Below are 15,712 nucleotides of genomic sequence, written 5' to 3'. Positions count from 1 at the left end.
TATTTCCTAGCAAAAAAGTTTAGCTAAAACGTAAATAATGCCGATAAATTGAACAGGGGCCGTGCTGCCTTGGAGCCAATGTATTTTGGGGAATGGGTCAATCGGTGTAAGAACAAGCGCGAGCATTGTCGATTAGGTGTGGTGGGGCGATAGGGAGAAAAGCTTTGCGCACCAGTAATTATAGGTTGTGCAGTGATTGGTATAAAAAACAAATAAGTGTTCTGGCCAGCAATAGAAAAAGCCCTCGACGAATCGAGGGCTTTGTATCTATATCTAACTAGATGTCAGAAGCGATTATTTAGCTTCTTGGTCTGCTTGGATAGCTGTTAGAGCGATGGTGTACACGATGTCGTCTACTAGCGCTCCACGAGACAAGTCGTTTACAGGCTTACGCATACCTTGCAGCATTGGACCGATAGATACTAGGTCAGCTGAACGTTGTACCGCTTTGTAAGTCGTGTTACCCGTGTTTAGGTCTGGGAATACAAATACTGTCGCTTTACCTGCAACTGGAGAGTTTGGTGCTTTAGAAGCAGCAACGTTTTCCATAATAGCAGCGTCGTACTGTAGAGGACCGTCAATGATAAGATCAGGACGTTTCTCTTGAGCCAGTTTTGTTGCTTCACGTACTTTATCAACGTCTGCACCCTTACCAGATTCACCAGTAGAGTAAGAGATCATTGCAACGCGTGGTTCGATACCAAATGCTGCTGCAGAGTCAGCAGATTGGATAGCGATTTCAGCAAGCTGTTCAGCAGTTGGATCTGGGTTGATTGCACAGTCACCGTAAACCAGTACTTGATCAGGCAGAAGCATGAAGAATACTGAAGATACGATAGACGCATTTGGTGCCGTCTTGATGATTTGGAACGGAGGAACGATAGTGTTCGCCGTAGTGTGAACAGCACCAGAAACTAGGCCGTCAACTTCGTCGTTCTCAAGCATCATTGTGCCTAGGAATACTGAATCTTGTAGCTTCTCACGAGCCACAACTTCAGTCATGCCTTTAGCACCGCGCAACTCAACTAGGCGAGCAACGTAGTTTTCACGAACAGCATCTGCATCAATGATGGTTACACCAGTACCTAGCTCAACGCCTTGTTGAGCCGCTACGCGACGGATTTCATCTGGGTTACCTAGAAGTACACAGTCTGCAATGCCGCGTTCAGCACAGATTGCCGCTGCTTTAACTGTGCGTGGTTCGTCACCTTCTGGAAGAACGATACGCTTACCTGCTTTACGAGCAAGTTCAGTTAGCTGGTAACGGAACGCTGGTGGGCTTAGACGACGAGACTTCTGAGTGCCTTCAGTCATAGACTCGATCCAGTTACCGTCGATGTGGCCAGCAACGTGTTCGTTGATGAACTCGATACGCTCTTTATCGTCTGCAGGTACTTCGATGCTGAAGCTCTGTAGGTTTAGAGACGTTTGCCAAGTGTTACCTTGTGCTTTGAAGATAGGTAGACCAGTGTCGAATGCTGGTTTACATAGACCTTCGATTTCGCTAGGGATATCGTAACCGCCAGTTAGCAGTACTGCACCAATATCCACACCGTTCATTGCAGCAAGAGAAGCAGCAACGATAACATCAGGACGGTCTGCAGAAGTAACAAGTAGAGAGCCCGGTTTGAAGTGCTCAATCATGTTTGGCAGAGAACGTGCACAGAAAGTGATGCTCTTGATGCGACGAGTGTTGATGTCACCTTCGTTGATGATATCTGCTTTCAGGTGCTTAGCCATGTCGATTGCACGAGTCGCAATCAGATCAATGCTCCATGGCACACAACCTAGTACACGAATTGGAGAAGTGTTAAAAATTTCCATCACTTTCAATTCGTTTTGTTTCGCGCTGTCTGCATCGTCAAAGATTTCAGAAAGGTCAGGGCGAGTACGGCCAGCTTCGTCAACAGGAGCGTTTAGCTTGTTGATGATAACACCAGAGATGTTTTTGTTTTTAGTGCCGCCGAAGTTAGAACATGCTACTTCGATACGCTCTTTCAGTTGCGCAGGGTTATCAGTACCTGGAGTCGCAACTAGCACGATTTCTGCACCAAGTGTTGCCGCGATTTCCGCGTTTACTTGGTTTGCAAATGGGTGCTTACGAGTAGGTACAAGACCTTCGATTAGCGTAACGTCTGCGTCTTTGTTGATTTGGTTGTAACGTTCAACAACGGTTTCTAGCAGCTCGTCCATGTTGTCGTTACCGATTAGGCTTTCAGCAACAGACATCGCCATTGGTTCACCGATCTTCATATCGCTGTTACGACCAACGATAGTTGAAGTCAGATCTGGCTGATCACCACCTGAACGTGGCTGACAGATTGGCTTATAGAAAGAAACTTTAACGCCTTTACGCTCCATAGCGCGAAGAACACCCATGCTAACGCTTGTTAGGCCAACGCCTGCGCTAGTAGGGATAAGCATAATAGTACGAGACATTCGTAGAGTACCTTTAGCTATTTGGGGGATAAAAGCTCAACTCTTATTCCATGAAGCTCGAAGAATAGGAGTTGAGCCCCTAAGAAATTCGTTTGAATGAAAATCTGGCTAGCCGAGTGGCTAGCCAGGAATTCAATTAAAGACCTGTCAGGCGAGCAGTGTCTTCAGCGATGACTAGCTCTTCGTTAGTAGAGATAACCATTGCAGGGATACGGCTGTTTTCAGTCGTGATAACGCCTTCGCCGCCGAAGCGAGCTTTAAGGTTAGCTTCGCTATCTACTTCGATACCGAAGATGCCAAGACGGTTTAGAACCATTTCACGGATAGGGCCAGAGTTCTCGCCGATACCGCCAGTGAAAGTGATTGCGTCTAGACGGCCTTCCATTGAAGCAGTGTAGCCAGCAACGTATTTAGCTAGACGGTGGCAGAACACGTCCATTGCGCGTGTTGCTTCTTCTTTTTGACCGTAGTTGTCTTCAACGAAACGACAGTCAGAAGTCACTTCAGTTAGACCTTGAAGACCAGACTCTTTAGTTAGCATCGTGTTGATTTGATCAACAGAGTAACCTAGAGCGTCGTGTAGGTGGAAGACGATAGCAGGGTCGATGTCGCCACAGCGAGTACCCATTACCAGACCTTCAAGTGGAGTAAGACCCATAGAAGTGTCTACAGATTGACCGTTCTTGATCGCACATACAGATGCGCCGTTACCTAGGTGACAGTTGATGATGTTTACTTCTTCAACTGGTTTGTTTAGTAGGCCTGCAACTTCACGAGTGATGAACAAGTGAGAAGTACCGTGCATGCCGTAACGACGGATACCGTGTTCTTTGTATAGGTTGTATGGAAGAGCGTATAGGTAAGACTCTTCAGGCATAGTTTGGTGGAACGCAGTGTCAAATACAGCAACGTTTTTCAGCTCTGGGAAGTTTTTCTTAGCCGCTTCGATACCGATGATGTGAGCAGGGTTATGAAGAGGTGCAAATGTTGCAGCGTCTTGAATACCTTTTAGAACTTCATCAGTAATTAGTGCAGATTGAGTGAACTGCTCGCCGCCGTGAACGATACGGTGACCGATTGCGCCTAGGTTAGCTTTAAGCTCTGGCTTAGAAGCAAGAATAGTTTCTACCATAAACGCTAGTGCTTCTTCGTGAGCTGCACCATTGCCTAGTTGAGCTTCGTGCTTGCCATCAAGTTTCCACTTGATGCGAGCTTCAGGAAGGTGAAGACACTCAGCAAGACCTGACAAGTGCTCGTCGCCGTTCTCGGCATCAACAACGGCAAATTTAAGAGAAGAACTACCGCAGTTTAAAACTAAAACTAGCTTAGACATGTATGACTACCTGTTATTCGTCTGATAAAAAATCAGTTAAAGAATGAAAAATTAATCACAAGAATAGCCGATACCCAGAAGGCTGCGTACTAATCCTGGTCAAAAATTGTTCTAATTCCATATAAAGAAATAGTGATGAACCCTTCCATCACTATGATGCGATCCGTGCAGATAGATATCTCGGAGTTGCTTAAATTGTAAATAACAGCAACAATGAGATTGAGGGTCTGCAAAGGATAGCGATAATAAGCAATGATAACAAAAAAAATTTGAAAGAATATTAACTTTCATCAATTTTTTGTACCTTCAGTTGAAATGTTCAACTATTTTTTAGTGAGAGAGCGGTATGAGTAATAAAGTCGGATTGATCCATAGCCTGAAAGATGGCCAGAATTACATGGAGATCTGGCCGGTTCGTAAAGAGCTAAGCGCCATATTTCCGGAACAGCGTATCATTAAGGCGACTCGCTTTGGCATTAAAGTCATGCCGGCCGTTGCTGCGATCAGCATACTCACTCAAATGGCATTCAACAATTACCACGCGTTACCTCAATCCATTGTTGTCGCCTTGTTTGCGATTAGCTTGCCACTTCAAGGCATTTGGTGGCTTGGTGCTCGATCCAACACGAAATTGCCGCCTTCTTTGGCCTCTTGGTATCGGGAGTTGCATCAAAAAATTGTGGAAACAGGTTTTGCATTAGAGCCTGTCAAAGCTCGCCCTCGTTACAAAGAGCTTGCGATAATACTGAACCGAGCGTTTCGCCAGCTCGATAAATCGTCATTAGAGCGTTGGTTCTAATTTAAATTGTTTGAAATGGAGTGTGCACTGGCCGCTCCATTTTTGATCCTGCCTCTATTACCTACTTTGACGGTCGTTGATGAAGCGAGCGAAGCTTTGTTTACCAAAGATTCTTTCCGGATGAAGAAGTCCCCCCGATCACAAATGTTGCTTTAGTGTTAAATCTTTCTTTTCTTTACTAAGACTTAGTAGTAATAATAAAAACAAGATGCGCAAGAAGTGCACAGTTATATGAACACAACAATACCGCCTTCAAACATTTGAATTCACGAGTCGATACACATATTGAAAGCTCGTGAAACAAGGACGAAGTCACATCAAGGAGTTATGATGAAAACGAAACGTTTATTAGCCACTGCCGTTCTATCAGCTACTGCTATTTTCTCTTCTACCAATGTACTGGCCGCCACTGCAACTGTCGCAGTTTCACAGATTGTCGAACACCCGGCGTTAGACGCGACGCGCCAAGGGTTACTTGATGGTTTGAAAGCGAAAGGCTACGAAGAAGGCAAAAATCTAGAATTTGATTATAAGACCGCACAGGGTAATCCAGCGATTGCGGTGCAAATTGCCCGTCAGTACGTCGGCGAAAATCCTGATGTGTTAGTTGGCATCGCGACACCTTCGGCACAAGCTTTGGTGTCGGCTACTCGCTCTATTCCTGTTGTCTTTACTGCGGTAACAGATCCGGTTGGTGCGAAATTGGTTAAGTCGATGGAACAACCAGGCAAAAACGTAACTGGCCTGTCTGATCTTTCACCCGTTGCTCAGCATGTCGATCTCATCCAAGAAATTCTTCCTCAGGTGAAAAGCATCGGGGTTGTATTTAATCCCGGTGAAGCTAATGCCGTGACTTTAGTTGAATTACTAAAAGAAAGCGCAAAAGCAAAAGGCATACAAGTGGTTGAAGCGACCGCACTAAAAAGTGCTGATGTTCAGTCTGCGACTCAAGCGATTGCAGCGAAATCAGACATTCTTTACGCCCCAACAGACAATACAGTTGCAAGTGCGATTGAAGGGATGATTGTGGCAGCGAATCAAGCGAAGAAACCTGTATTTGGTGGCGCGACGTCGTATGTCGAAAAAGGTGCAATTGCAGGCTTAGGTTTTGACTACTACCAGGTTGGTGTACAAACCGCGGATTACGTGGCGGCGATTCTTGATGGTCAAGAACCAGGCAAGCTAGATGTAAAAGTCGCGACGGGCTCTGACCTTGTAATTAACGAAAGCGCAGCATCTAAGCTCGGTATCAAGCTGCCAAGTTCTGTGGTTGAACGTGCGACAAGCATGCAATAAGTAACGCTTTTTGGGGTAAAGACCGTCACGTTGGTTTGTAGACGCTTGCCCCAAAATTGATACTCGCCGGATTTCTCGTGTAGAGCATTCTGCTAGAGAAGAAGGGGAGTATACGTTAGAAGTCTTACGTTCAGGTTGGTATTAGCCAGCCTGAGCATGCAGAAAGGAGCAGTTATGTCTGCATTTGCTTTTTTTGGCGCACTCGAAATTGGCTTGATTTATGGCCTAGTCGCTCTGGGTGTGTATCTTACGTTCCGTGTTCTCGATTTCCCCGATTTGAGTGTGGATGGCAGCTTTCCAATGGGAGCTGCGGTGGCTGCAACGGCGATTGTCGCAGGTATTAATCCTTGGCTTGCGACAATAATGGCGATGATAGCTGGTAGTATGACGGGGTGGGTAACCGCTTTTCTGGCTATTCGGTGTGGTATTTTACACCTGTTAGCTTCCATTCTTACCATGATCGCTGCATTTTCAATTAATATTCGTATTATGGGCAAACCTAATATGGCGTTGCTTGGAGAGGATACTATTCTCACTCCGTTTGAAGCATTGGGCGATGCGATGTTTATTCGCCCTCTGGTTGTTGGGGTCTTAGTTCTTCTTTCCGCTTTCTTTGTCATTCGCCTGCTGAACAGCGACTTTGGTCTTGGTTTACGAGCCACGGGTGTGAATGCGCGTATGGTTTCTGCGCAAGGGGCGAGCACTGGCTTTTATACCTACTTTGGCTTGGCTTTATCCAACGGGTTTGTGGGATTCGCAGGCGCGTTGTTTGCACAAACGAACAGCTTTGCGGATGTGACCTCTGGCGTGGGCACCATTGTCGTTGGTTTGGCAGCTGTGATTTTGGGGCAGACCCTTATTCCCGGGCGCAAGATTTGGGTTGCGGTATTTGCGGTCATCATCGGTTCGGTACTTTATCGCCTTGCAGTGGCTTTCGCTTTGAGCTCTGGCATGTTTGGTTTACAAGCTTCAGACCTCAACCTTGTTACCGCAGTATTGGTGGCTGTGGCGCTTATTGCTCCAAAGCTAAAACAGAGCATGAGAGCGAAACAACGCGTTACTGATGCTAAACAAGCGGCATCAAAAAATGGTTCTGGGGAGGCATTATGATCGAACTAAATAATATTCAGGTCACGTTCAACCCTGGGACGATTTTGGAAAATCGTGCATTGAAAGGCGTCTCTTTAGAGGTTCCAGAGCATCAATTTCTTACCGTGATTGGTTCTAATGGCGCAGGAAAATCCACGTTGCTTGGTGCGGTGACAGGTGAGACGCCGATGATAGGTGGTCAGGTGATCATTGATGGCAAAGACGTCACCAAGCAGACGGTAGCCCAACGTGCGACGCAATGTGCCCGAGTGTTTCAAGATCCATTGGCCGGGACTTGTGGTGAACTGACGATAGAAGAGAACATGGCTCTAGCGCACATGCGTGGTAAAAAACGCAGCTGGGGATTGGCGCTCTCTACTAAACGTCGCAAGCTGTTCCAAGAGCGAATTAGCATCCTCGGTCTTGGTTTAGAAGACCGCTTGGGTGATAGCATTGGGTTGCTGTCTGGTGGACAACGACAAGCCGTTAGCCTTGTGATGGCGACGTTATCGGAGAGTAAGCTGTTATTGCTTGATGAACACACGGCTGCGCTTGATCCTCGTATGGCGGCGTTTGTTATCGACTTAACTAAACGTATTGTCGATGAGTTCGATTTAACAGTGATGATGGTGACGCATTCGATGAAAGACGCATTAGCATGTGGCGATAGGACCGTAATGCTTCACCAAGGTGAAATTGTGCTTGATGTGGCTGGAGAGCAGCGCGCTAACATGCAAGTACCAGACTTGTTGGATATGTTCTCCAAAGTGCGTGGTGAAGAGCTGGCAGATGACAGTCTCTTGTTGAACTAAGCGTTATCCGACAAGTCACTACGCCTACTAAGTGTGATCCTCCTTGAGAAAATTGGCTGATATGTCAACTCGCAAGGAGGATTTCTTGTCTCTAATTCTTCAATAACATAGTGGCATATCCGATGACGAGGAGTGCCCATAATGAACCTGCCATTTATTTTTCATAGTCAAACTATTGATGGTTTAGCTTTTAATGACGAGCAAATTACAGTCAGACTGAAAACCGAGACATTGGATTTTGATTCCGTCTATGTGCGTATTGAGCCGGACAATGAAGAATATCTGGTCGACATGGCTCAAATTGGAACAGCTGGGGAATTGTTACTATGGGAGGCATCGTTTCGACCAAATCGAGATCGAGATGTCACACATTATGTGTTTAAGATCCTCAAAGACGGACAACAATACTGGCTCGATGCACGGGGTGTGCAAAAGCGTATTCCACCCAAAGAGTTCCACTTTAAGTTGAATGTAAACCATCAACCACCAAGCTGGGTCCAAGAGCAAGTTTTCTATCAAATCTTTCCTGACCGTTTTTCTGCTAGTAAAAGTGAGTCTGATATTCGCCACGCTTATGCTCAGTATGATTCTGCATCGATCGTCAAGGCGTGGGGAGACGCGGTAGGCTCTCACCAAAATACCGGGGCGCGTGAATTCTTTGGCGGCGACCTCAAAGGTGTGGAGCAAAAGTTGGACTATCTTGAGCAGCTCGGCGTTACTGCGCTTTATTTTAATCCGATCTTTTCTTCACCAAGTAATCATAAATACGACACCACCGATTACTTCACTGTTGACCCTATGTTCGGCACCAACGATCAGTTTGCTGAACTGTGTGAGAAAATCCGTGGTAAGAATATGAAGATTGTCTTAGACGCGGTGTTTAACCACACGTCAGTGCATCATCCTTGGTTTGATATCCAACAAAAAGGAGAAGGAGCATATGGCAATCCGCAGTCAAAGTTCCGTGATTACTACTTTTTCGAAGGCGAAACCAATCACTACATTGGTTGGAAAGGCATTGGTAACTTACCGGTTCTGAACTTCGAAAATGAACAGGTGCGCGACTACATCTACCAAAGTGAAGAGTCTGTCATCAAGTACTGGCTGAAGCCACCGTACTTGGTTGATGGCTGGCGGTTTGATGTAATTCATATGCTTGGCGAAGGGGACGGCGCGAAAAACAATGCTCATTATGTGGCAGCGTTTCGTAATGCGACTAAGTCAGTAAAACCGAATGCTTATGTGTTAGGTGAGCACTTTTTTGAAGCAACGCAGTGGTTGCAAGGTGATCAAGAGGATGGGGCGATGAACTACTACGGTTTTGCTCATCCAGTCCGAGCTTTTATCGCACGACAAGACATTATGTACGATCCAATCAACATTGATGGTTTGGAGTTTAAAGCATGGTTGGACGAAGCCAGAGCAAAAATCCCATTTTCTAATCAGCTATCGCAGCTAAATCAACTCGATAGTCACGATACTGCTCGGTTTATCACATTGGTTGATGGTGATAAGCGTAAAATGAACATCGCGCTAGCAATGCTTATGACTTACGTTGGCACGCCTTGTATTTACTACGGGAGTGAAGTCGGTCTAGAAGGAGGTCTAGACCCGGATAATCGTCGCTGTTTTCCTTGGAATGAAATCGAAAGTTCACAATGGCTATCGCTTTACCAACAATGGATCAAGATACGTAAACAATGTAAGCCTTTACAGTCGGGCTGTATTCAATGGCTTCATTGCACTAACAACCAGTTGGCGTACGCACGTGTACTGGGTCGCGAAGCAGTCGTTGTTATGATTAATCTCAGTGGTAATGAATGTTCAATCGATTTACCTATGTGGCAACTGGGCTTGGAGGTTAGCCAAGTTATATCGTTGTTAGATGACACAGAACAGGTTGATTATAAAGGTCATATCTCTGTCAATATGTCGGCACAGAGCTGCAAATTATGGCGACTAAAGTGACACCACACTCTATATTGATTAAACTCCTTTAATATATAAACGGTCTCAAGCAGCGCGCACACATTTGTTTGGTCTCTTGTTATCTGGTGCTGCATTGCATGCGTCACCAGATAACGAGTATCAATTTAATAGCAGTCATAAGAGACTATTGACCTTTCATATGCATGGTACTCAATGGTAAACCAAAGGCGATTTAGCCTCTCATTTGTCATCTTTTTTCCTCTGGCGTTATTTGTAGTGGTTTTACTCGTGACAACGAAAAATTACTATGATGCGGTTAACCGCTATATCGATTCTGAGTATTCGCGTATCGAGCGTGCAATGTCTCGCGGTATTAAAGTACTCACGGCTTTAGATTACAGCTTCACCAACTATACCAATTACGCTAACCCACTGTTTGAAGAACATAATTCTTTAGTCAAAGAAGGGCTTTGTTATCTTTGGCCTATAGATGTGTTATTACTCGAAAGTGTTTATAGTGAAGGGTTACCTGCGGTTGACCTTGATTATATGATCGTAGGGGACGAAAGCTTATGTCAGCAAGGTTCAACGATTAACCAGTTAGCTGAACAAAAGGCGGGTTTTGCGCCGTCATTGTCATTTCTGCACGATATTGAATCGCACATTGTTGGAATCCATTACATTGACAAGCGCGGTTACGTTATCTCCTCACCCGATACCTACGCAAAAAATTTCACAAGAGAGCTTTTGTCAACGCTAAAAGCCCGACCTTTTTGGCAAAAAACCGTGCAAGATAAAGTGAACATTACCTTGGCTGGACCAGGGCCTGTGTTGGACTCGATGGAAGGTCAAGTCATTAGTATGACGGTACCCGTCTATGAGAAAGGAGAACATCAAGGTGTTTTGTCTATTGATTTTGACATCAATACGCTCATGGCTTCGTCGCTAGGTCTTGTTGGTCAGTTTCATTTGGTTTCCAATTTACAATCCATTCCTTCAAACAGTACACGAATCAAACCAGTCGAATTAGAGCGATTGAGTGCGAATCACAGCATGTACTACGAGTACAACCTTTGGGATGAAGCTAAGAACCTAGCGGTTTTTGAAAAATACAGCCTTATTGTCGCACTATTTATTTACGTGCTGAGTACCGTCGTCTTGTTCTATGTGAATATGCATAGCGAGCGACGTTACTTTAAAGAACTGGCAGCAAGAGACCCAATGACCAGCTTATTGAATCGTCGAGGTATGCAAACCGTGTGGCGTAATAAGATGACAAAAAAACAGGTTGCTTTGGCAGTGTTCGATATTGATAACTTCAAGAAGATCAACGACACCTATGGTCATGATGTCGGTGATTCTGCAATTCAGCTTGTTGCAAAATGTATACGTGAAAATATTCGCCATACCGATGTTGCCTCAAGGTTTGGTGGCGAAGAATTCGTTTTAGCGATTTATGACGAAGATTCAGAAGGCATTAAACTCATTTTAGACAGAGTAAAAAAAGCCATAGATGAGCGCTCGACACGCGTAACGAAAGAAGGCTTTACGATCTCTGGCGGTGTGGTGTTTAGTAAAGAGAGCCGAGTAGAAAACTTTGATGAATTGTTTAAAGCGGCGGATGAAAAGTTATATCAAGCCAAAAGTACCGGCAAAAATAAGATCTGTTACTAGGATTTAGGTACAAAAAAGGACGAGATATTCGTCCTTTTTTGTGTTCGGGAGTTATGCAACCTGAGAGTTTAAGTCATCGCGGTAGCGTTGAATATGCTCAACAATTGGTGCGGCTTTGTTGAACGTTCTGATTTCTCTAAATAGGTCTTTTGCTTCAGGATAAGCCTGACGTAAGTAAGAGAACCATTGTTTTACGCGGTTTGGGTAATACAAGCCTTTATCGCCTTTCATCTCAAACTTGGAATAATAGATGAGCAACTCAACCACCTCGGGCCATGACATTGGCTGGTGGTTATGTTTTACCATATTGCCTAAGTTAGGGATATTGAAAGCGCCTCGGCACACCATCAAAGAGTTAACGCCAGTCGTTTCAATGCAACGTTGACCGTCTTCATAATTCCAAATTTCACCATTCGCTATCAGTGGGATATCGAAACGTTCGCGAATTTGGTTGATGTAATCCCATTTTATCTCAGAAGCTTTATAACCACCTTGTTTAGTACGTGCGTGTACGGTCAATTCATTTGCGCCAGCAGACTGAATGGCATCGACAATTTCAAAGCAATCTTCAGGGTTCTCCCAGCCAAGACGAATTTTTGCAGTTACGGGAATGGCTTCTGGAACGGCTTCTCGACAAGCTTTAACCACACGGTGAATGAGCTCAGGATGCTGAAGTAGAGCAGCACCACCTTTACTTTTGTTGACCATTTTGGCTGGGCAACCAAAGTTTATATCAATACCTCTGGCGCCAAGATTTGCCGCTTTAATTGCGTTCTCAGCCATCCAGTTTGGTTCTTGTCCCAACAATTGCACATGTACTGGCACACCAGATGCAGTCTGAGAACCTTGCAACAGCTCCGGGCATAAACGGTGAAATACATGATCGGGTAATAGCTGGTCGATTACGCGAACAAACTCCGTAACACACAGGTCATAGTCGTTTATCTCGGTCAGGATTTGGCGCATCAAATGATCTAAAACGCCTTCCATTGGGCCTAGTACTACTCGCATAGCTTGCCTAATACAGTTTGGTGGTAAAAAGGAGGGCGATTGTAGCGATGTAAGTTAAGTTTGTCATTAAAAGAGTCGAAGCGCCCAGTGCAGTCAAACACACAACGTTAGGTTACGTGCTTTTGAGCTCTGAGGTATAATGCCGCCAAATTTATGGGAAACCAGATGTCATGCAATACACATTGATTGAAAAAGGTGAAGTTCACGTCGATGAATCTTGCCTATTTATCGAAGGCGCAGTGTTAGCTGCGAATCTGACGACAAAACCACTCGCTCCTGAAAAGTGGTTAGAGCCGCTATTAGGTGAGGGATTCAAAGCGATTCAACCAGCTGTGGAAGAGCAAATTCACAAGCAGCATAACCGAATTCAACGAAACGAATATTCCGTGCTAGAGCTAACAGGCAAAGAACCTGAACAACTTGCTGATTTTGCCGAAGGCTTTATGTCTGTTTGGCCAATGATTGAAGAACAATGGCAAGACGTTGAGCTCAATGATGGATTACAGCGTATGCTGCAAGCATTACTGACCACTTTGATGCTGGCTATCGATGAGCCAGCAACGCAGCAACAGATGCGCGACGCAGGTATTGAAACGCCACCGGCCCTGACAGATTTAGTCGATCAGCTTGATTTAATGGTCGGTGAAGTCGCGCTGGGCGCGGATGAGTTGATGGTAGGCAATAAAGCTCAAAGCCTAAACCCATTCAAAGGTATCGGGCGCAATGATCCCTGTCCTTGTGAGAGCGGAAAAAAATTCAAGCAGTGCTGTGGTCAATCACGCGGCTAAAGCGAATCGCCGCGCTATCCACTTAACAAAAAGCCGACCAGATGGTCGGCTTTTTGTTAATTTTTACGCGTCAGTAGGATTAACGAATTGGATTAACGGGTTTTGCTGGGAAGAATTGTGCAATTACAATTAATGCCAAAGCGATTAAATTGCCTGCAAAAATTACGACTAACCATTGTGGCATTGATAAATCAAGGAGCTGCCACACAACCTTAGAGCAATCACCATATGCTTCAAACATCCAAGGAACCCACTGATTGAGCGGAGCCCAGCTGGGGAATGTGACGAATAAATCGCAAGTCGCGAATGGTGATGGATTAAACTGGTAGTCAACGTGCTGCATCGCAAGTAACAAACCCTTGTAAGCACTTAATCCCCAGCCTATCAAACCTAGCCAGCGGAAAATTGGGTTCTTGGGTGCCAATATACCAACCATTGCAGCGACGCCCACTCCCATCATCGCGACTCTTTCATAAATACACATGACACATGGTGCAAGCATCATGACGTGCTGAAAATAGAGGGCACATGCTTCAAAGAAAACGACGAATAGCAGAAGCAGTAGCCACGATAAACGTCCCTTTGAAAACTGGTTAAGTGAATTTAAAATAGTCACGTTTTTGTTCCTGTCTGAAATAGAAAAAGCTCTGAATACTCAGAGCTTTTTATCGTGGATAAGTTTCCTAATCAACTCAAATTTTAGTGACCACCGGATACTACGGGAGTCAGATCACCACTATGAGGTAAAATCCAACCAGCTTCGTAGAAAGAAGCTGTTGCAGGCTCTAGGAAGAACATGATTCCCATCAGACCGACAATCGCAAGAACGACGGTGTAAGGCAGCGCCATGATAACCATTCGACCGTAAGACAGACGAATTAATGGAGCGAGAGCCGATGTGAGTAAGAATAGGAATGCCGCTTGACCGTTTGGCGTTGCAACAGAAGGCAGGTTAGTACCAGTATTGATTGCCACCGCCAGTAAGTCGAACTGATCACGAGTAATGAGACCCTCAATGAGTGCAGTTTTTACTTCATTGATGTAAACCGTACCAACGAACACGTTATCCGACACCATAGATAATAAGCCATTCGCCACATAGAACAGAGCTAGCTGAGTACCTTTATCTTCAACGGCAAGCACCGCATCGATGACTGGTTTAAACAGCTCTTGGTCAATGATTACAGCAACGATCGAGAAAAATACTGCAAGCAGTGCAGTGAAGGGCAGGGCCTCTTCAAACGCTTTCCCCATGGAGTGCTCTTCAATGACACCAGTAAATGCGGTCGCTAAAATGATCACAGAAAGGCCAATTAAGCCGACAGCCGCTAAGTGCAAAGCGAGTGCAACGATCAACCAAACCGCAATAAGACCTTGAACCCAGAGTTTTGCGACATCTTGATTTGTTCGCGTTTTACGCTCTTCACGGTCAAAATCGACGAGGATCTGACGAACGTTGTTAGGAAGCTTCGCGCCGTAGCCAAACACTTTAAGCTTTTCAACTAAAGCACAAGTGATGAGACCACAGAAAAATACAGGGAGTGTCACTGGAGACATACGGATTAGGAATTCACCAAATAACCAACCCGCTTGGTCTGCAATAATTAAGTTTTGAGGTTCACCAACCATCGTGGTTACGCCACCTAAGGCAGTACCTACACCAGCATGCATCAACAAAGAGCGCAAAAACGCACGATAGTTTTCTAGGTCATCACGCGTTAGTTCAGTGATCGTGTCATCTTGTGTATGGTCATGGTCACCGATAGGGTTTCCAGACGCCACTTTGTGATAGATAGAGTAAAAGCCGATCGCCACGCTGATAACAACGGCGATAACCGTCAAGGCATCCAAAAACGCAGACAAAAATGCCGCAGCAAAGCAGAACGCGAGTGATAGTAGGGTTTTAGAGCGAATGCCAAGTAAAATTTTGGTAAAAATGAACAGCAATAGCTGCTTCATGAAGTAGATGCCCGCAACCATAAATACCAGAAGTAGCAGTACTTCGATATTTGCTACTAATTCGTGCTTAACTTGCGCAGGGCTAGTCATGCCGATAGCAATGGCTTCAATAGCAAGTAAACCGCCAGGTTGTAATGGGTAGCATTTTAATGCCATTGCTAGCGTGAAAATAAATTCAGCGACCAACAACCATCCAGCTACAAATGGGTTTATTAGGAAGAATACAATCGGGTTAATTATTAAGAAGGCTATAATGGCAACTTTGTACCAATCAGGCGCTTTACCAAGGAAGTTCTTGATAAAAGCGTTTCCGAGCGATATCGGCATGATAATTCTCTTTATAACAAAATTATGAATAGACACTACAATAGTGCTTAAGTATCTGTTTGTTAGACTTATTAACTAGTCTTTAAAAACAATAACTTAGTAAAACAACAATCCTTTGTTTATTGTAGTCTTGCCAAGTTACTTCCCCTGAACTCAAGCACCGCTCACTTTCGACCGCAAACTCTACACTCAGGCATTTATTAGTCAATAACAAAACGTGATGCTACCGACTAAAATGACTTTTTAAATGTAATAA

At 44.8% G+C, this 15,712-nt stretch carries 12 protein-coding genes; 7 read left to right on the top strand and 5 right to left on the bottom strand.

Annotated features, from left to right (window positions below; all coding sequences use genetic code 11):
• Positions 1-294: 294 nt before the first annotated feature.
• Together pta and KI742_RS14830 are read right to left on the bottom strand one after the other, a co-directional pair.
• Positions 295-2,439 (bottom strand): phosphate acetyltransferase, encoded by a 2,145-nt coding sequence (gene pta, locus KI742_RS14835; RefSeq protein ID WP_005380805.1) that lies wholly within the window; start codon positions 2,437-2,439, stop codon positions 295-297.
• A gap of 136 nt (positions 2,440-2,575) precedes the next feature.
• Positions 2,576-3,772, bottom strand: coding sequence for an acetate kinase (locus tag KI742_RS14830; RefSeq protein ID WP_005380807.1), 1,197 nt, complete (start codon positions 3,770-3,772; stop codon positions 2,576-2,578).
• Between the two features lie 346 nt (positions 3,773-4,118).
• On the opposite strand from KI742_RS14830, the gene yfbV reads away from it, so the two are divergent.
• From yfbV to KI742_RS14800, 6 genes are all read left to right on the top strand, one after another.
• Positions 4,119-4,571: a terminus macrodomain insulation protein YfbV gene (gene yfbV / locus KI742_RS14825; protein ID WP_285385569.1), complete on the top strand. Its 453-nt coding sequence runs from the start codon at positions 4,119-4,121 to the stop codon at positions 4,569-4,571.
• Between the two features lie 330 nt (positions 4,572-4,901).
• The gene (locus KI742_RS14820) at positions 4,902-5,867 is read left to right on the top strand and encodes an ABC transporter substrate-binding protein (protein ID WP_017633858.1); all 966 of its coding nucleotides are present in this window, start codon (positions 4,902-4,904) and stop codon (positions 5,865-5,867) included.
• A gap of 174 nt (positions 5,868-6,041) precedes the next feature.
• On the top strand, positions 6,042-6,977 hold the full coding sequence (locus KI742_RS14815) for an ABC transporter permease (protein WP_213874807.1): 936 nt from the start codon (positions 6,042-6,044) through the stop codon (positions 6,975-6,977).
• Complete coding sequence (locus tag KI742_RS14810; RefSeq protein ID WP_005387275.1) at positions 6,974-7,768, top strand: ABC transporter ATP-binding protein; 795 nt, start codon at positions 6,974-6,976, stop codon at positions 7,766-7,768. Before KI742_RS14815 ends, KI742_RS14810 begins: the two co-directional genes overlap by 4 nt.
• Positions 7,769-7,909: 141 nt before the next feature.
• Positions 7,910-9,736 carry a maltodextrin glucosidase gene (gene malZ, locus KI742_RS14805; protein WP_285385570.1) on the top strand — a complete coding sequence of 609 codons (1,827 nt, stop codon included), beginning with the start codon at positions 7,910-7,912 and terminating at the stop codon, positions 9,734-9,736.
• Between the two features lie 174 nt (positions 9,737-9,910).
• Positions 9,911-11,371, top strand: coding sequence for a sensor domain-containing diguanylate cyclase (locus KI742_RS14800; protein WP_262656387.1), 1,461 nt, complete (start codon positions 9,911-9,913; stop codon positions 11,369-11,371).
• 51 nt (positions 11,372-11,422) lie between these two features.
• Here KI742_RS14800 and dusC read toward each other — a convergent pair whose 3' ends face one another.
• Complete coding sequence (gene dusC, locus KI742_RS14795; protein ID WP_017633856.1) at positions 11,423-12,382, bottom strand: tRNA dihydrouridine(16) synthase DusC; 960 nt, start codon at positions 12,380-12,382, stop codon at positions 11,423-11,425.
• A gap of 170 nt (positions 12,383-12,552) precedes the next feature.
• On the opposite strand from dusC, the gene KI742_RS14790 reads away from it, so the two are divergent.
• Positions 12,553-13,170, top strand: coding sequence for a YecA family protein (locus tag KI742_RS14790; RefSeq protein ID WP_005380818.1), 618 nt, complete (start codon positions 12,553-12,555; stop codon positions 13,168-13,170).
• A 79-nt stretch (positions 13,171-13,249) separates the two neighbouring features.
• On the opposite strand, the gene dsbB is transcribed toward KI742_RS14790, so the two are convergent.
• Together dsbB and nhaB are read right to left on the bottom strand one after the other, a co-directional pair.
• Positions 13,250-13,786 (bottom strand): disulfide bond formation protein DsbB, encoded by a 537-nt coding sequence (gene dsbB, locus KI742_RS14785; protein ID WP_031781113.1) that lies wholly within the window; start codon positions 13,784-13,786, stop codon positions 13,250-13,252.
• A gap of 83 nt (positions 13,787-13,869) precedes the next feature.
• Positions 13,870-15,456, bottom strand: a complete 1,587-nt coding sequence (gene nhaB, locus KI742_RS14780) for a Na(+)/H(+) antiporter NhaB (protein WP_005380822.1) — start codon at positions 15,454-15,456, stop codon at positions 13,870-13,872.
• Positions 15,457-15,712: the final 256 nt, after the last annotated feature.

This window comes from Vibrio sp. D417a (assembly GCF_030248595.1).
Classification (GTDB): domain Bacteria; phylum Pseudomonadota; class Gammaproteobacteria; order Enterobacterales; family Vibrionaceae; genus Vibrio; species Vibrio alginolyticus.
Note: the sequence above shows the minus strand (reverse complement) of the source record. Positions and strands in the feature narration are given on the sequence as shown.